At 43.8% G+C, this 21,466-nt stretch carries 17 protein-coding genes; 14 read left to right on the top strand and 3 right to left on the bottom strand.

What is annotated here, in order from left to right; translation table 11 throughout:
* Positions 1 to 7: 7 nt before the first annotated feature.
* The 4 genes from FKV70_RS07625 (at position 8) to metK (ending at position 4,103) form a co-directional block, all read left to right on the top strand.
* A complete protein-coding gene (locus FKV70_RS07625) occupies positions 8 to 1,537 on the top strand; it encodes a stalk domain-containing protein (RefSeq protein ID WP_142612423.1) in 1,530 nt (509 codons plus the stop codon).
* Between the two features lie 47 nt (positions 1,538 to 1,584).
* On the top strand, positions 1,585 to 2,142 hold the full coding sequence (locus FKV70_RS07620) for a hypothetical protein (protein ID WP_142612421.1): 558 nt from the start codon (positions 1,585 to 1,587) through the stop codon (positions 2,140 to 2,142).
* A 137-nt stretch (positions 2,143 to 2,279) separates the two neighbouring features.
* Complete coding sequence (locus tag FKV70_RS07615; RefSeq protein ID WP_063212248.1) at positions 2,280 to 2,570, top strand: alpha/beta-type small acid-soluble spore protein; 291 nt, start codon at positions 2,280 to 2,282, stop codon at positions 2,568 to 2,570.
* Positions 2,571 to 2,900: 330 nt separating this feature from the next.
* Positions 2,901 to 4,103: a methionine adenosyltransferase gene (gene metK / locus FKV70_RS07610; RefSeq protein ID WP_063212249.1), complete on the top strand. Its 1,203-nt coding sequence runs from the start codon at positions 2,901 to 2,903 to the stop codon at positions 4,101 to 4,103.
* Positions 4,104 to 4,228: 125 nt separating this feature from the next.
* On the opposite strand, the gene FKV70_RS07605 is transcribed toward metK, so the two are convergent.
* From FKV70_RS07605 to FKV70_RS07595, 3 genes are read right to left on the bottom strand one after another with little or no spacing between them, the layout of a single operon-like run.
* The gene (locus tag FKV70_RS07605; RefSeq protein WP_063212251.1) at positions 4,229 to 5,131 is read right to left on the bottom strand and encodes a TetR/AcrR family transcriptional regulator; all 903 of its coding nucleotides are present in this window, start codon (positions 5,129 to 5,131) and stop codon (positions 4,229 to 4,231) included.
* A gap of 54 nt (positions 5,132 to 5,185) precedes the next feature.
* Entirely contained in the window at positions 5,186 to 8,302 is a 3,117-nt protein-coding gene (locus FKV70_RS07600) for an efflux RND transporter permease subunit (protein WP_142612419.1), read from the bottom strand.
* Complete coding sequence (locus FKV70_RS07595; protein ID WP_142612417.1) at positions 8,299 to 9,708, bottom strand: efflux RND transporter periplasmic adaptor subunit; 1,410 nt, start codon at positions 9,706 to 9,708, stop codon at positions 8,299 to 8,301. The genes FKV70_RS07600 and FKV70_RS07595 overlap by 4 nt, the downstream gene beginning before the upstream one ends.
* A 263-nt stretch (positions 9,709 to 9,971) precedes the next feature.
* Between FKV70_RS07595 and FKV70_RS07590 the strand changes: the two genes are divergently transcribed.
* The 10 genes from FKV70_RS07590 (at position 9,972) to FKV70_RS07540 (ending at position 21,448) form a co-directional block, all read left to right on the top strand.
* Entirely contained in the window at positions 9,972 to 12,689 is a 2,718-nt protein-coding gene (locus tag FKV70_RS07590; protein WP_142612415.1) for a stalk domain-containing protein, read from the top strand.
* Positions 12,690 to 12,736: 47 nt separating this feature from the next.
* On the top strand, positions 12,737 to 13,897 hold the full coding sequence (locus FKV70_RS07585; RefSeq protein ID WP_013373402.1) for a sensor histidine kinase: 1,161 nt from the start codon (positions 12,737 to 12,739) through the stop codon (positions 13,895 to 13,897).
* Positions 13,898 to 13,901: 4 nt separating this feature from the next.
* Complete coding sequence (locus tag FKV70_RS07580) at positions 13,902 to 14,624, top strand: response regulator (RefSeq protein WP_013373401.1); 723 nt, start codon at positions 13,902 to 13,904, stop codon at positions 14,622 to 14,624.
* A gap of 166 nt (positions 14,625 to 14,790) precedes the next feature.
* The gene (locus FKV70_RS07575) at positions 14,791 to 15,231 is read left to right on the top strand and encodes a hypothetical protein (protein ID WP_142612413.1); all 441 of its coding nucleotides are present in this window, start codon (positions 14,791 to 14,793) and stop codon (positions 15,229 to 15,231) included.
* Between the two features lie 200 nt (positions 15,232 to 15,431).
* Positions 15,432 to 17,543 carry an ATP-dependent helicase ComFA gene (locus FKV70_RS07570; protein ID WP_142612411.1) on the top strand — a complete coding sequence of 704 codons (2,112 nt, stop codon included), beginning with the start codon at positions 15,432 to 15,434 and terminating at the stop codon, positions 17,541 to 17,543.
* A 58-nt stretch (positions 17,544 to 17,601) separates the two neighbouring features.
* A complete protein-coding gene (locus FKV70_RS07565) occupies positions 17,602 to 18,468 on the top strand; it encodes a ComF family protein (RefSeq protein ID WP_244310684.1) in 867 nt (288 codons plus the stop codon).
* Positions 18,469 to 18,851: 383 nt separating this feature from the next.
* Entirely contained in the window at positions 18,852 to 19,322 is a 471-nt protein-coding gene (locus tag FKV70_RS07560) for a LysM peptidoglycan-binding domain-containing protein (protein ID WP_142612409.1), read from the top strand.
* A 734-nt stretch (positions 19,323 to 20,056) separates the two neighbouring features.
* The gene (locus FKV70_RS07550) at positions 20,057 to 20,467 is read left to right on the top strand and encodes a TIGR03826 family flagellar region protein (RefSeq protein WP_142612407.1); all 411 of its coding nucleotides are present in this window, start codon (positions 20,057 to 20,059) and stop codon (positions 20,465 to 20,467) included.
* Positions 20,468 to 20,662: 195 nt separating this feature from the next.
* Positions 20,663 to 20,938 carry a flagellar biosynthesis anti-sigma factor FlgM gene (gene flgM / locus FKV70_RS07545; RefSeq protein ID WP_013373392.1) on the top strand — a complete coding sequence of 92 codons (276 nt, stop codon included), beginning with the start codon at positions 20,663 to 20,665 and terminating at the stop codon, positions 20,936 to 20,938.
* 9 nt (positions 20,939 to 20,947) lie between these two features.
* The gene (locus FKV70_RS07540) at positions 20,948 to 21,448 is read left to right on the top strand and encodes a flagellar protein FlgN (RefSeq protein WP_142612405.1); all 501 of its coding nucleotides are present in this window, start codon (positions 20,948 to 20,950) and stop codon (positions 21,446 to 21,448) included.
* Positions 21,449 to 21,466: the final 18 nt, after the last annotated feature.

The following is a 21,466-nucleotide window of genomic DNA, read 5'->3' as shown; positions in this document are numbered from 1 at the left end:
AGAAATTATGAAACGTTTTGCAGTGGCATTGCTATCCACATTGGTTCTTACTTCTGCGTTTGCCAGTCTTGCAGGAGCTCAATCAGGTGATATAAAGGTTATTATTAACGGTGTAACGCAGCAATATACGCAGTCTCCGGTAGTGAGTCAAAATACAACCTTGGTACCTCTTCGGGGCGTTTTTGAAAGCTTAGGAGCGCAAGTGGAGTGGGACAGCAAGGCTAAAAAGGTAACAGCATCTAAAAGTGAAGATACATTAACTTTAAATATTGGTTCCAAACTTGCTTATAAAAACAGTAAGCCAGTACAGCTCGATGTAGCAACTCAAATTCAAAAGGGTCAGGTACTTGTTCCTTTACGTTTTGTGAGCCAATCATTAGGCGCCAAAGTAAATTGGGACCAGACTTCACGAACAGTGACCATTTCCAATCAAGCTAACGCTAGCACTACTGACATCAATAGCTTGTCCAGCAAGCCACTCGCTGCTCCTGTGACAAAAGTTACTTACGATACCTACTATAATGATTCTTTGACCTATGAAGATGCAGTAAAACTGGCTATTGCTGATAGTACTTCAGTTAAAACAGGAGAAGTGAGCATTGACCAAGCAGGAAAAATTATGAAAGAAACAGGAAAAAATATTGACTTTGTTCCAGCAGAAGCAGGTAATGAGGCGCAAGATAAAGCTTACAAAGGTTACGCCCAAACGAATCTTAATTATGAGGCTGCGAAAAAGAACCTGGAAATGACTAAAGAAGGTATTGAATATAACGTAAAGGATTTATACAATAAACTCCTTCAAAAGCAAAATGCTGTTAAGCTGGCGGCATTGAATATTGAGGATGCTGAACGCAAGCTTAAAGTTGCACAAATCAAGAGAGATAATCAAATGTCGAGTGATTATGAAGTTACCCAAGCAACTAACCAGTTAACTCAAAATCAAGCTGCTTTGGATAAAGCTAAAAAAGACCTCGATAGTGCTTATGTGTCGTTGAACCAAGTGATTGGCTACAAACCAGAGCAACGTTACGAATTGAAGGATAAGCCTGTCTATTCTGAATTTAAAGATAATGTAGAGACAAAAGTAAGCCAAGTACTCACTAGCAGTACTGCCATTTGGTTAAGTGAGCAAAAAGTCGATTTGGCTGAATTGAGCTTGAAGCTATATAACTTTAGTACTCCTGGAAATACGCCTTATGAAGCTGAACAACTTAATGTTGATAAAGCCCAGTATGCTACAGAAGGTACAAAGAGACAGTTGGAAGAAGCTGTGAGAACGATTTATAACAACATTAAAGCATTGGAAAGCCAATACTCACAGATCCAAGCTGGTTTGGTAAGTGCAAGAAGTGCGGCTGATATGGCTAAGAAGCAATTTGATGTTGGGTTGGCTACAGAGCTTCAGGTTTACGAAGCTAATTTAAAAGTGACTACTGCTGAGCAACAGGCTGAAGATATAGTTACAAGCATTGATACATTGAAGATGGCATATGGGAAACCTTGGGTTTTACAGGGTGCTGCTTCTGGAGCGCAGTAATTTTAGCCTAACCTAATACTTGTCATAACCTGCAGTAGGAGGATTTTATGAAATCACGCTATAAAGTATCGTTAGCTGCCGTTTTAATTGGAGGAGGAATTGTGGCTGGCTCTTTGATGAACAATTCAGTTAATGGAGCTTCCAGTTCTGGACAACCTGGAACAGCTGACGATCCAGTCGTAACCAAAAGCTATGTTGACCAAAAAATTGCTCAAGCCGTCAAAGGTGGGGTATCGTCAAGCAGCATTTCGACTGCTCCAGCAACAAACACTACTACTTCTACGTCTTCAGGAACCTCGAATGCAGCTAAAAGCTCAACGGTGGAGCAGACAGAGGCTTTAAAAGTTGTTGATGTTAAGCCTGGTCAGAAACTGATCGCCAAAGCAGGAGCAGAATTTATTTTACGTAATGGAAATGCTGTTGTGTACAGCATGGATGCCAGCGGTGCTATTGATATTACTTCTGGAACGGAAATTGTTCATAACCAGGCTGTCGAAAAAAATCATTTATTATCGTTTCCTAGAGAAGGAAGAGGTATTCAAGTAAAAGAAGGGCAGAAGTTTGGCCTGGTCGTTATGGTACGAGGCGGCTATACTGTTCAATAACTGGTGTCTATCTCTTTTTAAGGTACTCTTTTTCTTAAATACTGTTTGCGATAACAAATTGTTCTTGGCTAAGTTGACTTTAAACATTGCACACTAACCTCATGAAAAATCATTTCATGGAGTGGAGGGTTTATACGATGGCGTCAAGAGGTCAAAGACGATTAATTCCTGAAAGCCGTGCTAGGTTGGATGATTTGAAGTATGAAATTGCTGCCGAGTTTGGGTTGCCTGTTTATAATCCTCAATATGCACATATACATCCGAATGCTGACAGTGAATTTGCAGCAGAATTGGGAGAGTTTACAGGAGGTCAAAATGTTGCATGGCGCGATTTAACTTCAAGACAAAATGGCTCTGTTGGCGGAGAAATTACTAAACGATTGGTTCAATCCGCTGAACGAAGCTTATCTGAATTTGGCACATTATAAACTGTAATTATTGATACAATTTCAAAAATGAATAATAGGTATAAAATGGATTTATTTACATGTGAATCGAAGATGGTTTGCATGTAAACTCCCTTTATTATCGAATGTTGTTATTTGGATGACATGAATTGACACCTTGTTTTAAATAGGATATCATGGCATTTGAGGCTTGTACGCAACCTTTTCCTACCGGAAAAGGTTCATTTTTTGTTAATCAGGTGTAAAAGATATCTTCTGTCATTTGTTGCGTTGAAGGTAACTGAATAATGCCATACCATGTTAGGATTTTTTTTAATCCTCATGTATTTTAATTATGGGAGGTTGAAATTCATGTCTGTAAAAGGTCGTCATTTGTTCACGTCCGAGTCTGTAACAGAAGGCCATCCGGATAAAATTTGTGATCAGATATCCGATGCTGTATTGGACGCCTTTTTGGCTAATGACCCTAATGCTCGGGTAGCGTGCGAAGTTTCGGTTGCTACCGGTCTTGTTCTCGTCATTGGTGAAATCAGCTCCAAGTCGGAATATGTGGATATTCCATCCATTGTTCGTAATACGATTAAGGAAATTGGGTATACACGTGCAAAATATGGTTTTGACTATAATACTTGCGCTGTACTGACTTCTTTGAATGAACAGTCGCCAGACATTGCTCAAGGGGTTAACGCTGCCCTGGAAAGCCGTGATCCTGCTGAAGTAGATAAGGAAACAGAAAACATCGGTGCTGGGGATCAAGGTTTAATGTTCGGTTTTGCTACGAATGAAACACCTGAGCTGATGCCTCTGCCTATCGCTATGTCTCACCGTATCGCACGACGTTTGTCTGAAGTGCGTAAGGATGGAACACTGAATTACCTTCGCCCAGATGGCAAAACTCAGGTAACGGTAGAGTATGAGAATGGAAAACCTGTCCGTATTGATGCCATTGTGGTTTCCACGCAGCATGCAGAAGATACTACTTTGGAGCAAATTCAGGCAGATATCAAAGAAAAGGTCATTTTGCCAGTTGTTCCTGCTGAATTGCTGGATGATCAAACCAAATACTACATTAATCCGACAGGACGGTTTGTAATTGGTGGTCCTCAAGGGGATGCAGGTCTGACAGGTCGCAAAATCATTGTGGACACGTACGGTGGTTATGCTCGTCATGGCGGGGGTGCATTCTCGGGTAAAGATCCAACTAAAGTGGATCGTTCTGCTGCTTACGCTGCTCGTTATGTAGCGAAAAACCTTGTGGCAGCTGGATTGGCAGACAAGGTGGAAATTCAGCTTGCTTATGCCATCGGTGTAGCTACACCTGTTTCGATTAACGTCGATACATATGGCACAGGGAAAGTAAGTGATGAAAAACTCGTTGAGCTGATCCGAAATAACTTTGATCTACGTCCAGCAGGCATCATTCGTATGTTGGATCTACGCCGCCCAATTTATAAGCAAACCGCTGCTTACGGTCACTTTGGACGGACTGATCTGGATGTACCATGGGAGAGTGTAGATAAAGCTGAAATTCTGAGAGAGCAAGCGGGCTTATAATCCTATCCTCGTATGTCATCAGAATAACGTATTAATCAAAAAAAGACTGTCTCATGCATAGCATGAACAGTCTTTTTTTGATATGCTCCACTTGAACTTACCACGATGTACTTAATGCCGCTCGACTATTCGGATACTGGTGCAAGACCCAATAAATTTTTGAGCAAACGACATACCTTTTGAACTTCCTTATGTTGCTCCAAATACGCAAAAAGAGCTTTTAAGAGGCCTTTTTGAGGGTTCGCTTTCAGTGCTTCTTCCTTTAATAGGACGTAGATTTGCTGACATTCCTGCTTCTCCTCTGAGTTCCACGAAGACAGCAGTATACTGTCTTCTAGAGAATGAAGAAGGCTGTTTATCTGGCGACCTTGGTCAAAGGGACTACTTAGTATACTTTCGGGTAACCAGCCTTGCTTGCTCCAGAACAAATGGGGAGCAGGATCGGAACCGTTCAGGCTGGCTGCCAGGGAGCTGGATAAGAAGATGATAAACTGTGTTAGACGTTCAATTGTTTCATCATTCATCCGATCGGCAAAAAAGCGAATATACTCAAACACAATACTTTTAAGCACAAAGGTTATATCCCATGCATGATCTTCGATAGCTGTTCCAAAAATATCAATTAGGCAGTCACGTACCCATTTGTACAATTTGTATTCATGCTGCTCGAACGCGCCGTTGAGCTGTTCATTCTGAAAAATAAGCATGGACGGTTCAGGAAGATCCATCATGAGATACACTTTGTTTTCAACAAGATTTTTCAGGTAGAGAACAATAAAATCGTGCAGTTTATCATGTTTAGACAGGTCAGGTTTACTGTAGAGTGCCCGGATGTCTTGTTCAATATTATTTTCCAGAATGATACACATTTCCAAAGGCAATTCTTCTTTCCCTTGAAAGTATTTATAGAAGGATGCCTTTGCCATCCCACTTTCTTTGGCGATCTCCTCAACAGACGTCGAATAATAGCCTTTTCTGGAGAACAGCCGAATGGCCGCCTGTAAAATATCATTTTTTTTACTTTCCATACATACTCCCTCCAGGAACCCACTCGACAGCATGCGAAATCACTACTTCATACGTTACAAAGGTTGGTCATGAGTAATAACTGTGCGCTGCTGTTTTTTGAGTTGCCGGTGCATCTTGTACTTAGCCACGATCATATACAAAGATGGCACCACAAACAAAGTTAACAAGGTCGAAAATAACAAACCGAAAATGACAGTGAACGCCAATGGCTTAAAGAGCAGACTTCCCAATAGTGCTAACGGAATCATACCTACAATGGCAGCCAGAGACGTCAATAAAATCGGTCTGAAGCGAGCCGTGGCTGCTTGTATAACAGCTTCCTTTAAATCCATTCCTTCATGTCTTGCATCCTCGATAAATTCAATTAAGACAATCCCATTCCGGACCACAATACCCGCGAGTGCGATAATTCCCATGATGCTCATAAAACCAATGGGCATACCAGTCAGAAAAATGCCAATAATCCCGCCAGCTGCTGCTAGATAAACGGTCGTCATAATAATAATAGGAATGGAGAGTGAATAAAACTGCATTGTGATCAAGAGTAAAATGAGTAGGACTACCACGATTGCCAGCTTCCCTAAATCCCCAAATATGGTGGACTGATCAGATGTTTCCCCGCCTACCTCCCAATTATAGCCTTCAGGGAACTTCATCTGTGCCAGTTTGCTTTCCACATCTACCATGGCTTCACTTGCTGTTCGTCCGTTCAAGTCGGCCTCGACTGTAATCGTCCGCTCCATATTGTAATGCTTGATTTGCTGAATAGCAAATGACGGTTTAATCTGTACAAGCTGGTTTAATGGAATTTGCTTTCCAGCTGCATTCACTACACTTAATTGTTGGAAAAGCTTACTTGGCTCCTCGTTACTGTGATTCAAATACATCTTAATATCTACTAGACTGCTTCCCGTATCAAATTGGCTAACTTGAGCTCCTTCCTTTAATAGAAGAAGAGTACGAGTCAAATCGGTGTAGCTTACGAGATACTGATCCATTGCTTGCTTGTTGACCTCAAGCTCAAGAGCATATCGTTCAATTCCTACGTCATCTACGATGCCTGTTGTGCCCTCTACTGTTGCGATCTGCTCTTTTGCTTTTTGGGCAAGGGTTTGCAGTTCATTCAGATCCTGACCGGAGATACGAATAGAAACAGGCTTACCTACCGGAATCCCGAGACGGGGCACATACATGGTAACCGTAACGCCAGGGTAGGATTTTTTAACATGTTGTTCCCAAGCATCAACTGTCGAATTGAGATCGAATACGTTCTCTTTTCCGACAACAGCAATCTGACCTACGGTTTCGTTATAAGTAATATTTCCACCCGCACTATTAATATCACTAAACAGTTGGGGAGCAGTCCCTCCAGCGCTGTAAACGATCTTGGAAGTTTCAGGTTGTTTCTTAATCCAGCCTGCAAGATCCTTAACGACCTGGTCGGTTTCCGCAATCGAAGTGCCTACAGGCATTTTTACATTTAAAGCAACATGAGGATCTTCCGATTCAGGGAAAAGCTCAACCGATGTAAAAGGAACTAATCCATAAGCGGCTGTTCCAAGCATAAGTCCAACCATAGCCGTCAGCAAGGGACGCTGAATGACTTTAGGCATCAGTTGTTGTGAATAAAGCTTGTTTAAAGAATGAATCTGCTGACCGAGCAAGCCTACTGGTTTAGACTTCCCCTGAGGGTGACGAGTCTGTCTGCGTTTCTCATACCATTTTCGAAAAATAGGGATGATCGTGAGAGACATGATCATAGAAGCTAACATGGCCAGAGAAACAATAGCGGGAATGGGTTTAATAAAGGCACCTACATTTCCGGGAAGGAACAACAATGGAGCAAAGGCAGAGATCGTGGCCAATGTTGCAACCAAAATAGACAGCATGACCTCTTTGGTACCTTTTATAGCTGCAACAGAGGGCGGTTCCCCTAATTCCGTAAGTCTGCGCTCAATATTATCGTTTACCACTACAGCGTCATCGACGAGTATGCCGAGTACAATGATCAGACCGACAACGGAGATTTGGTTTAGAGTAATGCCGAACATAGGCAAAAAGATAATGGCAATCGAAACCGAAATAGGGATTGCCAGCGCGACAAAAGCTGAGGTGAGTAAATTCAGGCCCAACATACAAACAAGAATAACAGCCGCAATGGCCAGAATCGTTTCACGCTTTAAGTCGTCAAAAATATGGCTTACCTGATCCTTTTGTGCAAAAAGAGTCTGTAAGCGAACACCCGCAGGGAGTGTTTTCTCCAGCTCTTTGAGCTTGCTATTGACCTTTTCGCTCATAGAGGGGATGTCTGTGCCTGTTTCCGCTCCAATACTTAGTGTAATGGCCGGCTTACCCTCTACGTAAGCGAAATATTCTGCTTCAGAATGTGCCAGCTCAGTTGCACCGATATCTCTTAAATAAACAGGGTTACCTTCTTTGGTACGTGTCAAAATGACCTGATTTAATTCATCAGCTTTTTCGGTCTCACGAACAACGAGTTGATAGGTTCGTCCGTTGTATTCAATATTACCAGTAGGAACCCGATCCATCTGAGACTGGATTGCTTGAGCCACTTGACCCCACGATAATTGATATTGCTGAAGCTTTTGGTTGTCAATATGAACACGTACTTCCTGATCGGGAAGAGCATTGAATTTGACACTGGATACGCCGGAAATTGTATTAAGTTGATCTTTCCAGGTGTTGGTCAAATCATTTAGTTTATACAGGGGTGCAGATGAGTGGGCAGTCAGGGCATAAGAGCCGATAAATGAGCTGGTCAGCTTGTCATTTACAACAGGCACTTCAGCGCCTTGAGGAAGATCAGCTTGTGCATCTTGCACTTTTTTACGCATATTATCCCAAACCGTTTGAGGATCAATTCCATTTTTGGATTCGATTAAAATAGATGAGAATCCGTTCCCAGAGGTCGAATTAATCGTTTTAACCCCTTCAACCTCCTTGATGCGTTTCTCCAGCTCCTTTGTTACGGTTTGTTCTACTTTTTGTGGCGAAGCACCGGGATAGACGGTTGTGACCGTAGCGTTCTGTATAGTCACGTCGGGCATTTCCTGCTGTGGTAACTGGAAAAAACCGAAAACCCCGACTGTAATCAGCATGACAAAAAACAGTAATGTAATTTTTCGTTTTTTTACGATGTACTCAATCATGGGCGTCCGCCTTCTTCCGACTGAATCGCATTTCCATCAAACAGATTTTCTGCCCCTTTAACGACAATACGTTCTCCTTCACGAAGCCCAGATACAATTTGCAATTGGTTTTCTACAACCTGATTGCCAAGCTCCACAGGGGTTCTAACCGCTTTTCCTTGAACATCTTTGAAAATAAAGGGCTTGCTTCCCGTATTGATGACCGCTTCTGCAGGAACAAGAATTCCATTCTTGTCTGTCACCTGATGCGCAGCTTTAATGACCTGGCCGGGTAACCAGTCTCGCTTTGGATTGGCAATGACAATCTCTACGTTAACCCTCCCTGTATCTGTGCTGGTTGAAGGATAGATGTTGGACACCGTACCTTGACGAGTTTCTTCGTAGAGCGCTACCTGTAGCTGTTGTCCCTTTTTCCAATCCTTAATTTCACTGTCCGGTACGGGAAGCAGCACTTTGAGACGGTCAATGGAGCCTATGCGATAAACCGCTTGGCCTGACGCGACCAAATCGCCTGTATTTACGATTTTGTCTAAGATTACGCCGTTCACGGGAGAAGTTAAACGGGTGCGGGACAGTGCCAGCTCTGCCTGGTCCTTGGCGACAAGGGCTTTTTCGTAGTTGGCACGTGCTTGTTTTTGGGAAGCCTCAGCCTGTTCGCTGGCTGCAAGAGCTTTAGTTTTACCTGCAATCGCATCCTGAAAGGAAGCTTGGACAGATTGATGCTCTTCGGCTGTGGCCCCTTCCAGCAAAAGAGATAAGGAAGCTTTCGCTTGCTCCAGATTTTGAAGAGCAGTGGTAGCATTCAAGCGGGCGTTCTCGTTATCCGATGCGGTAGCTGCCCCGGCCTCAAACAGCTTTTGTGTCCGTTCGCTATCCGCCTTGGCCTTGTTATAGGCGCTTTGTGCCTTGTCGACAGTGACTTTCGCTTGCTGTTTTTCCTGAGCGCGCGCACCCTTGTTGACCTTGCTGACATTTGCATGAGCATTCGCAATACCAGCATCGGCAGATTGAATTGCAGAGTTAGCTGCCTGTAGGTTAGCCTGTGCGTTATCTATACCGGCTAGAGCCTCTTGGATCGAGGCTGTTGCCTGTGCAACCTGTAGCTTATAGTCAGCATCATCTAGACAGGCAATGATTGTACCTTTTTGGACAAGAGTGCCGGTTGTAATCTCGGCGCTAGCGACGGTACCTCCATTTTGGAAGGCTAGTGTGCGTTCCTCATAAGCCTGAAGGGTACCCGACAAGTCATAGGCAGTATGGAGCGGTGAATTTTTAACAATTGTGGTGCGCACAACGGTTGGCTGTGCCGATGAACCTAAAGCGGCATCTTTTTTTTCGGTTGAACATCCGGCAATGGCGAGGCTCAATGATAAAGTGAGCACGATGATGGTCCGTTGTTTTTTCATGAATATCAATCCTTCCGATAGGGTCATATAATCAAGTTTGAACCATTTGGTTTAAAATGAACTCATAAGTTCATGTGTATTATAGTGCGCCCATATTGCATTCGTCAATTCACTGTTTTGGATTTTATGAATTAGTTGGCGGTATTTCGGAACTTTTGCCTTTATAATAAGTCTATTAACATAAGAGGATTTTTTTGTTTATTGGTAGAGTCACGTTCGGATTAATCCGTTTGAATACAAAGAAGATGGGAGCTATTGTCCAAATGTTTTTAAGTAATAGAAAACAGAGCAAAGTGAAAGTAGATGGCAAAGGAATGGCTAAAAGATGGGCTGTTTTAACGCTAGCAGGAGTATTATGGGTCGGTCCGGTTGCTGGAACTGGGGTTCTAATTCCGTTAAATAATTGGATATCTGCCCCAATCGCGAGTGCTGCCTCCGGTTCAACGGTAAAATTGGGTGAGGAAATCATTACTTCGGGCGCAACATTATTGAAATATCGTTTTAAAGGGTCTAAAGGAACAGCGCTGGCTGATATCATTCGAGTAGACTTGCAAAATCCGTACGTAAAACTGGATGTCATGACAGGGAAGAACGGACAGTTTACGACCCGTCAGAGCACAGGCGGTATGGCAAAAGAGACCGGTGCGGTTGCTGGCGTGAACGGGGATTATTTTAATACCTCTAGCGAGGGAGCACCGATTGGTGGACAGGTATCTAAGGGCGTGTTGATGTCTACACCCTCTGATTTAACAGGGATGTATGCCTTTGCTGTAACAAAGGATGGCTCGCCGATGGTTGAACAGTTTACTTTTGAAGGTACAGTAAAAGCTGGAGATGGGTCTTCCTTCTCTTTGGCAGGGATGAACAAGGCTTCGTACTCGCCTGAGACGAGTGGGAGCAGCTATAGCCACTCCAACGCTATGTATATTTATACATCTGCTTGGAAAGCAATTGAGCGGCCTAAAAACAGTTCGACAACGCCTACCGAAATATTGGTACAAAATGGCGTAGTTACGCAAGTCTCCGAGAATGCTACATTGAATATGACTGTTCCGCAGGATGGCTACATTTTACGTACGCATGGTAAAGCAGCTGATTATGCCAAAGGGCATCTAACTGTGGGACAGACCGTAGAAACGAGCTATCACCTTCGTGTCAAATCGACAGGGAGTGAAGTAGATCCTGCCAACCTTCAGATGATGATCGGTGGACATACCATATTAGTAAATGACGGACAGAAGACTTCGTTTTCCCGAAGTACGACAAGTATAGGCGGGACGCGTGCGCGTACGGCTTTGGGATATTCCCGGGACAAACGATATGCATACGTCATTGCCGTTGAGAAGAATGAGAACAGTGTTGGTGTATCCCTGAGCGAGCTGCAAACACTGATGAAAGATATTGGCGTTTGGAAGGGAATGAACCTCGATGGGGGCGGCTCTACCACCATGGTAACTCGCGATTTGGGAGATACGACAGCGGGACTTACCTTCAATACAGAATATGGTACAGAGCAACGCAGCATCGTCAATGGAGTGGGCGTATATACCACTGCTCCTAAAGGAACGCTCAAAGGCTTTACCATCAAGGGCAATAAAACGCTGCTGATTGGTCAAACCGGAAGCTACTCCTTTAAAGGCTACGACAACTACTACAATCCATTTGATACCTCGAAAGTGCAAGTGACGTGGAAGTCCAGCAATCCGGCTGTTGTGTCTGTGAGCGGCGGTGTTGTGAAGGGGGCCAAACCGGGAACTGCTACTTTAACAGCATCCAGTGGCTCAGCCAGTGCGACAACCAAGGTCACCGTGCTTGGAGCGGATGAAATTTCATCGCTTACTGCAGGAAGTGGGACAGGCTCGCTTACTGCAGGGGCTAAAATCCCAGTACCAATAACAGCTAAAACGAAAGATGGACAGAGTGTCAGCATTACGTCAGATGCACTCAAATGGGAATTCATCGGCTTTAAGGGAAGTGTAAAGGACAATCAGCTTACGGTAAATACAGTGGATGCGGGTGTGAAAACAGGCTATGCCATTGGTCGCTATGATGGTTTCAGTGCGGTTGTTATCCTGTCTGCTGGCGGGGCAAGTACAAATAGCTGGGAAAACTTCGAAAATGTATCGTATCCGGTTGATTTCACTTCAAATGTGGAAGGTGTTACCGGCACAGCGGCTGTTGTACAAGGAGATGGAGACCATGCTAATTCCAAAGTGCTGGAGCTAAGCTACGACATGACGAACGGCAGTGGTAAAATGTATGCTTACGCTCAATTAAATGGCACATCCGGGAAGACACTGGAACAGGCAGCTACATCCATCTCGCTCGATGTCAAAGGAGATAAGAGCTTGAACTGGTTGCGTGCGGAGTTAGAGGATGCCCAGGGCAAAACCGCATATATTGATCTCGCTAAAGTGATCGACTGGAACGGCTGGAAAACGATTAACGCAGATATGAGTGGTTTGAATATTTCATATCCAGCGAAGCTAAAACGTCTCTATGTGGTCAATGTAGCTGAGGGTCAGGATGAGCGTGCTAAGACAGGTAAGGTTGCTTTTGATAATATTTCTTTTAATACACCGGGAACGGTCGGTACAGAAGGACTCAAAAAGGGAACAGCTCAGATGACGATCGGCCAAAAATCAATGACAGTCAATGGAACACCAGCAACGATTGACGCAGCTCCGATGACTCGCGATGGTTCGACGTATGTTCCGATCAAGTATGTACTGGACGCATTTGGTGGGCAAGCCAAATGGAATGCGGGCGATCAGCGGATTACCATTATGCGTGGTGGCGTGCTGATGGATTTGACTGTAGGAAAGAAAGAAGTAATTCTGAACGGAAAGCGTCAGAGTACTGATGTTGCACCTATTGTACTAGGAGGTAGGACTTTAGTCCCGTTAAGACTTGTGTCTGAGCAGTTAGGGATGACTGTAAAATGGGAACAAGAAACGAAGACCATCACCCTCCAGTCATGATATGGTATGATATATACTTGAAATGCTAGGATTGGAGTAGAACATTTGTGGACTTTCAAGCCGATATCATAGACCGAGTCATTAAAAATGCCATCCAGGTGATGGAGAACAGCAAATATCAGATGTTCGAAATATTGGACACGGCCCGGACCGAGTTGGTTACGTTAAATCAAGAGCTCCAGAGCGTATTGAAGGAAACGGCGGAAACGATCGAAAAGGTGGACCAGCTGGAGATGAACTATCGGCGGTCCCGAATTCGGTTGACTGAGGTCAGTCGTGATTTCGTCCGTTACTCGGAAGAGGATATCAAGCAGGCTTATGAGAAGGCGACACAGCTTCAGCTCGATGTGATGATTTTTCGCGAGAAGGAAATGTATCTCAAAGCCAGAAGAGATGATCTTCAAAAGCGGGCTAAAAGTGTCGAGGCTTCTGTCGAGCGGGCCGAAACCATCGGCTCGCAGATGGGGGTCGTGCTGGAATATTTATCGGGTGAATTGGGACAAGTGACGCGGATCATTGAATCGGCCAAAAATCGGCAGTTTATTGGTCTGAAAATTATTTTGGCTCAGGAAGAGGAGCGTAAGCGCATATCCCGTGAAATTCACGATGGACCTGCGCAACTCCTTGCGCATCTAGTGCTTAGGACGGAAATTGTGGAAAGAATGATCGCTAAGCAGGAATTTAAGATGGTTCAGGACGAAATAGTAGACTTGAAGAAACAGGTTCGCTCCAGTCTTGAAGAAATGCGAAAGGTCATTTTCAACTTGCGTCCCATGGCCCTGGATGACCTGGGACTTATTCCGACGCTCCGGAAATATGTGCAGGATTTTGAAGAAAAAACGAAAATTAGAGCGCTTTTTGAAACAAGGGGCAAGGAACACCGTCTCTCTTCCGCGATGGAAGCAGCCATTTACCGTCTGATCCAGGAAGCTTTGACTAATGCTGCCAAGCATGCTTACCCTACCTATGTGCTTGTTGAGATTACCTACCAGGCGCAGCTTGTAAAAATTGTTGTGCAGGATAATGGTCTGGGCTTTAAGCCAGAGCTTTTTCAGCAAAAAAGTAAAGACCACGGGCATTTTGGTCTGATTGGTATGCGGGAAAGGGTTGAACTGCTCGAGGGGAGAATGGAGATCGAATCAGCTGAGAATCAAGGCACCAAGATAGTGATTCATATCCCAACCAACGTGGAAAAGGGAAAGGAGTAACAACATGGAAAATCAGGAAATGAGTAATGCACCCATCAAAGTTCTGTTAGCGGACGACCATCAGTTGTTCCGCGAAGGACTTAAACGTATTTTGAATATGGAGGACGACATTGAGGTCATCGGAGAATGTGGCGATGGTATTCAAGTGCTGGAATTCTGCAACGTAGAGAAGCCGGATATTGTTCTGATGGACATTAATATGCCAATTGAAAATGGTGTTGAGGCAACTGAAAAACTACGTGAGATGTTCCCGGATGTCAAAGTGATCATTTTATCCATTCATGATGATGAAAGCTATGTATTCGAGACATTGCGCAAGGGAGCCAATGGCTATCTGTTAAAAGATATGGAGGCCGAATCTCTCATCAATGCCATTCGTTCCGTACATGAAGGATATGCATTTATCCATCCAAAAGTAACGGGCAAGCTTATTCAGCAGCTTCGCCGGATGACTTACCTGAATGAAACAGGTGCTATGGCGGAAGGCCATACTAAGGAAGCAGGCGTGAAGTTTGTCGCAGGTGAAAATAACCCGCTGACCCGCCGTGAAGCAGAAGTGCTGCGTCTGATGGCTGAAGGCAAGAGCAATAAGATGATTGGTGAATATTTATTCATAAGCGAGAAAACGGTCAAAAACCATGTCAGCAGTATTCTGCAAAAAATGGAGGTTGATGATCGTACCCAAGCCGTTATTAACTCCATCAAATATGGATGGGTTACGCTGTAAAGTGTAGTTATTTCATACATTAGACCACTCAGTTGCCTAGGTATGAATGCTGTACGCCCCTCTTTTGGAGCGAGATATCCGCTCGTACGGAAGTCCAGTACATAACCGTGACACCTCTTCCTGTTATACGGCATATATTGTCGCTATAGGAGGAGGTGGAACCCTCGTGACGGCTCACTTGGTTTGGATATTGCTTATATACGGTGTGGGAGCCGCAGTCGTGCATCTTATGTATATACGACAGGCGGTTCAGGCTTATCACAATGGCGAAGATGCACATGCGGCATCGCCGGATCGTCGTGCGACTCGCTATATTGTGATCACATCCAATGACGGAGATCGTGTGGAATGGGTGATGCGTTCATTGAGCATACTTGCCTGGCTACACCGGAGGCCGTTGCATGTAACGGTACTGGATGATGAATCTATAGACGATACGCTACCGATTCTGACCCGACTGGTGCGCTATAGTCATATGGATGTTTCAGTCATCTCACGTCGTTTTTCACCGGGGAACCCGGTATTGCCGAAGTCAGGCGGTGAAAGACAGGTTGTTATTGATCTTAGAACAGCAAACCCGTTGGCGGGTGCCCCACTTGTTCCTTAGTGACAAGGAACTGTGGACATTGTGGTTAAAATCAGATATAAATGTTTATAGACAGTTGCATATGCAAGACAACAGGGATTTCGTTGAAATCTGTTTGATGTGAAGCACACTTCAGGCTAGTAGCCATGGAAGTGTGCTTTTTTGCTGTTTTCCGGGATGACAAGAAACCGAAAAAAAGATGGATGGGAGAGAGATCGAAAATGAAAATTGCAGTATATGCAGTCAAGTATAAGGGAGATTGGAATCTCCGATTATCTGTGGATATTCGAGTAGATATGACATGGTGGTTGGCTCGAGATAAGGAACAGGAGAATACTGTCGAAAGGTGGGTGTTATTAGGAGACGAGCTTCCCTTGTCCTGGGCAGTAAGCCTGTGTGAAAAATTTAAGGAATTAGCAAATATGGTGCGATGGGGGAATCAGCAATGGTGGGAATATTTGCTTGCACAGCTAAAGAATGAATTGGTTCTAGAGTCTTCTAATGGAGAAGGGATGATCTTATCTGGAGGAGTAGAAAATATAAGTATTTGGGATTGTCGACAAGGCTGGGTTTCTCGCACTACGCATGGGAATAAGGGATGGGAGACAATAGGAGCTGTACGTTCAATTCAGAACATGAACCTCATCACAGGAGTAGATGGGTTGGATTTGGAAAGTTTAACGCGACAAGCGAATGAGCTGACTCATTTGTTGGCAGGACGCCAGTTGCTCGTTCCTGAAGCTGAAGCGCTACTAGCAGAGGCAGCGCCAGATTTGGAACATAACTGGCGTTCAGCTGCGCAACTTGCATATCTACAAGGCCGACTCAGCTTTGCTGCTGGCCTTGCTCCAACACCACGCGTGCGTTGGTCTGCTGCGCGTAGGCATGAACTCCGCTGCAACCGTTGTGGCAGCGGAAAGGTGCATCGCACAAGCTGCGCATCGTGCGGCCGTAAGGCGTGCGCCTACTGCGAGACATGTCTCGCGCTTGGGCGCAGCCGTGAGTGCTCGCTGCTGCTGCGCGGTACAGCGAAACCCGCCATGCCGCGAGCGGCACAGGTTGCCCCGCCGGCGAATCTCGACCGCTGGGGACTGAGCCCTGCGCAACGTGCCGCCGCCGAAGTAGCGCTGCGTTTTTTGGCTGCACCACCCGGCGAGGGGCGAAAATCCTCTCGTCCGGAAGGTCAGTGGCAATGGGCGCGCCAATTATTCTGGCGCAGCATGCTTGGACGCCAGGATGCAGTCGCTGCCACTACGTATGGCAGCACTCTTCCCGACAACGAGCAGTCCTCGCCTAAATCTGACGAGCCTGCTTGGGGGATCGCTGGCCGACAAGTATCTGATTCTGCGGCTGAACGTTTTCTGCTCTGGGCCGTGACGGGCGCCGGCAAGACAGAAATGATGTTCCCGCTTTTACAACATGTGTTAGAGCGCGGAGGGACAGCGCTTGTAGCAACACCGCGCCGCGATGTGGTGTTGGAATTGGCACCTCGCTTGGCTGTTGCCTTTCCCCAGGTTAGCATGGTGACGCTTTATGGAGGGAGTGCAGAACGGTGGCAAAGAGGACAGTTGACATTGGCAACGACACATCAGTTGTTGCGTTATCGCCAGTCCTTTGATTTGGTTGTAATTGATGAGATTGATGCGTTTCCTTTTCATAATGATCCGATGCTTGCCTTTGCTGCCCAAGCAGTATGTAAACGGGAAGGAAAGTTTATTTATTTGTCTGCTACGCCGCCTCGTCCTTTGCAGAAAGAGGCTGCACGTGGTCAACTGCCACATGCCAAGGTTCCCGTTCGTTTTCATCGTCATCCCCTACCTGTCCCAATTCGTTTGGATACTGCTCCAGTGCATCATTGGCTGCAAAAAGGTCAGCTTCCTGTTTCATTTATTCAACGTCTATGCGTATCCATTCAACGTGGAGCACAGATCTTTCTATTTGTGACACGAATCTCACATATCCAAGGTCTTGTGGAACTGCTGATTAGACAATTGCCTGATATACCTATTGCGGGCACCTCATCGCAGGATGACGAACGAACCGCCAAGGTACAATTATTTCGAGCAACTGAAATACGTGTGCTGGTGACAACCACTATTCTGGAGCGGGGAGTGACTGTTCCACGGAGTGATGTGTACGTACTAGATGCGGACAGCAGTCTCTTTGACGAAGCATCCCTTGTCCAAATGGCTGGTCGCGCTGGAAGATCTAAGGATGATCCATACGGAAGTGTTATTTTTATATCTCCCCAATGGACTAGCGGCCAAAAGAGAGCAATCAAGCAGATTAAGCATATGAATGTACTGGCTCGGAAAAAAGGATATCTGAATTGATAAAGCACTAAATGCATTAAATAAAAAAAGTTTTTTTGGAAATGTGAAACCTGAAACAATGTCGGTACGTAAACTACCAGGAAAGGTGCTTTTTGGTATGGGGATGACTCCAAGAATCCGTCTATTTTTGAATTGGTTATTCCATCGTCAGTCACAGACATGTGTTGCTTGTGGCACTCTTGCAGGCAATTTTTCCGAATTTACTGGGCTTTGCACTCGTTGCTCGAATCAAATTCCCTGGGTTTACAACATTCGCTGTGTTCACTGTGGACGTCCGACGTTTTGTCCAGATTGCGTCAGGCCCGGCCGATTAGCTCGTTACTATGTATGTAATCGGAGTGCAACCAGTTATACGCCGATGATGAGAGAATGGATTGGACAGTTCAAATATCGTGGCAATGAAAAATTTGGTCCCCTTCTGGGCGAAGTCATGAACCGAGCCTATCAAGCGATGAGGCATGAATTTGCAGATCCTAAATGTACTCATTTCAAGCGATCTTTGTGGGATGTAGATATTGTGACCTGTGTCCCGGTAAGTAAAAAGAGGCTGACAGAGCGAGGCTTCAATCAGGCTCAGATTTTGGCAGAAGAAATTGCAAAGCAAAATAAGCTTCCCTTCCTTTCATTGCTTGTTCGTCCGCAAGATACAGGCAAACAAAGCTTTAAATCAAAAAAAGAACGCATGAATACAATGAATAATGCTTTTTCTGTTCACCCTAATATGGCGAATTTGATGAAACGCTTTATTTTAAAAGCCGAACCTCAACATGCTGTGGAGAATATGTATTCCGTTACAATTTTGCTTGTGGATGATATTTATACGACAGGGAGTACATTGCAGGCATGTGCACGCGTTTTAAGAGAAAAGGCATTAGAACAAGGAGTACATTTGGCTATTTTTTGCCTATCCTTAGCGAGATCATGAGTCCAAATTTCTATTATATTCCATGATTTTGTGCTTGAAACTATGAAAAAAAGGTTATAATTCTTTTGAAAGAAGGCTTAAATGATAGAGCAGAAGCTTTTTAATCCGTACAATCAGCAAAATTTGACAACAAGCTAGAGAGAGGTATATAATAAAAATATAGAGACGAACAAAAAGTTAGGAAGTGAGGGATGAAATCAGAATATTTCAATTTAGAGGTTGATTTTTTTGGAAAAGAGGAGTACAATTTCTTTCTGTTGATAGCTAACATGATTGGTAATAAGTGATTAGCTAACGACAAAAGAGCGGACATTGGGAGTGTCTCGCTCAGTAGTAAAGCAGTTAATTAAAATTTAAAGTTAAAAAGAGGAGAGAATAAAATCATGAAAAACGTAATGAAAAAAGTAGCAGTTTCTAGCATGCTGGCTGTTAGCTTAGGTGCAGTGTCTTTGTTGAGTCCACTTGCAACAGGTCAAGTAATGGCGAAATCCGGTTCGGATTATGAAAAACAACAATTGGAAGACCAAATCATGAGAGAACAACAAGAAGCAGCACAAAAAGCATTTGAAGCTAAGTTCTTTAAAACTGAAACTACTGAGAACGCAGCAACTACAGCACCTGCTCAATCGACAACAGAGAACAACAACCAAACAACAACTACAAAACCATCAGCAACTACAACTGAAACACCAGCAACAACTGTAAAAACAATCACTGTAAATGTTCAAGAAGGCGACACATTGGCTTCTATTGCTGAAAAATACGGCGTAACTGTTGAAGAACTGGTAAAAATCAACAACTTAGTTAAAGTTGGTCAAGAACTGCAAGTACCACAAACAAATACAACTAAATAATTAACATTATAAACTGTTTTATAAAATATATTTATTAAACCAAGCGTTTGACTATAGTATACGGGAAGGCCTCTATTAAAACAATGCTTTTTTGAATAATTATTTGTAAAATCGCTTGTTTTTTTGGGCTGCAAATTTCCGATGGTACATCTAGCTTAATTCAGATAGGTTATAGGTTGAATTGATGTTAGGTGTATGAGATTTATGAATACCCACACTCCATGTGCGGAGCATTCGTATGGACGCCGATCCCCCGGATTTACAGCATATGCTTGATGGCATTCGGGGCACAGGTGAACATGAATTCTTCTGAGGATTGTTTCGCCCGGTTTTCCCCTCATCTTATTTCTACATTTTAACCATATTCATATATAGCTGTTTAATGATAATGAAGCGCTATTCCCGAAAATAACTGGAATGGCGCTTGTTTTATTTTTTTATCTAAATTACGGAGTACAGTTTGACGATAAATATTCCATATCATAGGCTGGATTATAAGGGCTCATTTTCCCTGCGTTATGTTGTTGTATTAATGCACATAGAGATGGGGAATTCTTCTGCCTGTTGAACCTTCTCTCCTTATACTTTTACTATGATAACGAGCAAAATGTGCAATTGTGTTAAATCTAAAAAACTTTTTTGAAATATTTGATAGACGAGGCTCTTCGCTATAAGGTAATGTAAGGATAAAAGTAATTAAAGAGACCAGAAGTTGGAAAGGGGCGCTACAGAGGATGAATTTGGATAACTGTCCTCGTTGTGGAAAGCTATTTATTAAGAATGTTAGAGGAATCTGCCAGAACTGCATTAAAGAAATTGAGATTGAATACGAACGATGTGTCAAACATATACGTGAGAATAAAGGTATTCATATGCATGAGCTTTCGGAAGCTACGGGTGTATCTGTCAAACAAATCACGACATTTATACGTGAGGGACGTATTTCCATTGCTAATGCGCCCAATATGACGTATCCTTGCGAGGTATGTGGGATACCAATTCGTGATGGGCATATGTGCGATTCTTGTCGAACACGCCTGACTAAAGACCTGAATCAGGCCGTACGCGAAAGTAGCAATCAGGATCAAAGTAATAATATGGGCTCAGGTACCTACAGTGCGATGGATAAACTTCGTGGAAACTAGTACAGGGGAATTAAATACGCATTTAGCTATTCAAAAAGTTTCAAATACCGCCGATAATCTTTATAGAGCTTATCGGTTTTTTTATTTTAGCAATTATGCACAAAATAAAGAAGTAAGGCATAATACGAACCATGTTCGACGCTATGTCGTCTGATACATTCTGAACATATCAAATAACTAAGGAAGGTGGAAGTTATGAAAATTAACGAGACCAACCGCATCGGAGCTATCAATCCATATCAACGAAATATTGAAACAGGTCGTCAAGAGGAACAAAAAAAATCCCGTCGCAAGGACGAGGTTTCCATTTCTCCAGAAGCAATGGAAATGCTGAACCGCAGCAGCGATGCAGACCGCGTTAAGAAAATTCAGGAGCTTAAGCAGCAAGTAGCTTCTGGAACCTATCGTGTGGATGCCGATAAAATTGCAGAGAAGCTGTTGCCTTTCTTTAAGCAGTCTTCCGAAAGCTAGGTGAGGGATATGCCTTTAGAGCGTTTGATTGATGTGCTGGAACAGCTAGATCAAAAACATCTTATTTTATTAGAACTAGCGAAAAGTAAAAAAAAAATAGTCATGGAAAATGATATGGATAGCCTGGTACAGCATTTGAACCAGGAATCCAGACTCCTTAAACAAGTAGAACAGTTGGAAGAAGCTCGTATGGAGGTCTCGTATGAGCTTCTTCGTGAACGTGGTATTAAGTCTCAGCTTAATTTGACTATAACCGAGCTGGCGCGCCTTGTCTTTGATCCGGAAGATAAGAACAAACTCCTCAGTGTCCAGAGCCGTTTATCCCACACTCTTTCAGAATTAAAGGAAATTAATGAAATTAATCAAAAGCTCATCGAGCAATCGTTGGTGTTTATTGATTACTCTTTAGATCTACTTGTAGGACGTCCTAATCAGGAGATAACTTATATGCATCCTGATCAGAAGAGTAATCAACACGCACGACCTGGATTGTTCGATACTAAGGCTTGAGCCGAGGAGGAAAACAGA

It is taken from the genome of Paenibacillus ottowii, assembly GCF_006874425.1.
In the GTDB taxonomy this organism is placed as follows: domain Bacteria; phylum Bacillota; class Bacilli; order Paenibacillales; family Paenibacillaceae; genus Paenibacillus; species Paenibacillus ottowii.
The sequence above is the reverse complement of the archived record's forward strand: the minus strand, read 5'-3'. Positions and strand labels throughout refer to the sequence as shown.

Excerpts from the sequence above, each read along its gene's own strand:
- FKV70_RS07615 (WP_063212248.1), top strand. The coding sequence starts at position 2,280 with ATGGCGTCAAGAGGTCAAAGACGATTAATTCCTGAAAGCCGTGCTAGG.
- FKV70_RS07565 (WP_244310684.1), top strand. The coding sequence starts at position 17,602 with ATGTCGGTACGTAAACTACCAGGAAAGGTGCTTTTTGGTATGGGGATG.
- FKV70_RS07560 (WP_142612409.1), top strand. The coding sequence starts at position 18,852 with ATGAAAAACGTAATGAAAAAAGTAGCAGTTTCTAGCATGCTGGCTGTT.
- FKV70_RS07570 (WP_142612411.1), top strand. The coding sequence starts at position 15,432 with ATGAAAATTGCAGTATATGCAGTCAAGTATAAGGGAGATTGGAATCTC.
- FKV70_RS07605 (WP_063212251.1), bottom strand. The coding sequence starts at position 5,131 with ATGGAAAGTAAAAAAAATGATATTTTACAGGCGGCCATTCGGCTGTTC.
- FKV70_RS07540 (WP_142612405.1), top strand. The coding sequence starts at position 20,948 with ATGCCTTTAGAGCGTTTGATTGATGTGCTGGAACAGCTAGATCAAAAA.
- FKV70_RS07620 (WP_142612421.1), top strand. The coding sequence starts at position 1,585 with ATGAAATCACGCTATAAAGTATCGTTAGCTGCCGTTTTAATTGGAGGA.
- FKV70_RS07580 (WP_013373401.1), top strand. The coding sequence starts at position 13,902 with ATGGAAAATCAGGAAATGAGTAATGCACCCATCAAAGTTCTGTTAGCG.
- FKV70_RS07590 (WP_142612415.1), top strand. The coding sequence starts at position 9,972 with ATGTTTTTAAGTAATAGAAAACAGAGCAAAGTGAAAGTAGATGGCAAA.
- FKV70_RS07595 (WP_142612417.1), bottom strand. The coding sequence starts at position 9,708 with ATGAAAAAACAACGGACCATCATCGTGCTCACTTTATCATTGAGCCTC.
- FKV70_RS07625 (WP_142612423.1), top strand. The coding sequence starts at position 8 with ATGAAACGTTTTGCAGTGGCATTGCTATCCACATTGGTTCTTACTTCT.
- FKV70_RS07550 (WP_142612407.1), top strand. The coding sequence starts at position 20,057 with ATGAATTTGGATAACTGTCCTCGTTGTGGAAAGCTATTTATTAAGAAT.
- FKV70_RS07600 (WP_142612419.1), bottom strand. The coding sequence starts at position 8,302 with ATGATTGAGTACATCGTAAAAAAACGAAAAATTACATTACTGTTTTTT.
- flgM (WP_013373392.1), top strand. The coding sequence starts at position 20,663 with ATGAAAATTAACGAGACCAACCGCATCGGAGCTATCAATCCATATCAA.
- metK (WP_063212249.1), top strand. The coding sequence starts at position 2,901 with ATGTCTGTAAAAGGTCGTCATTTGTTCACGTCCGAGTCTGTAACAGAA.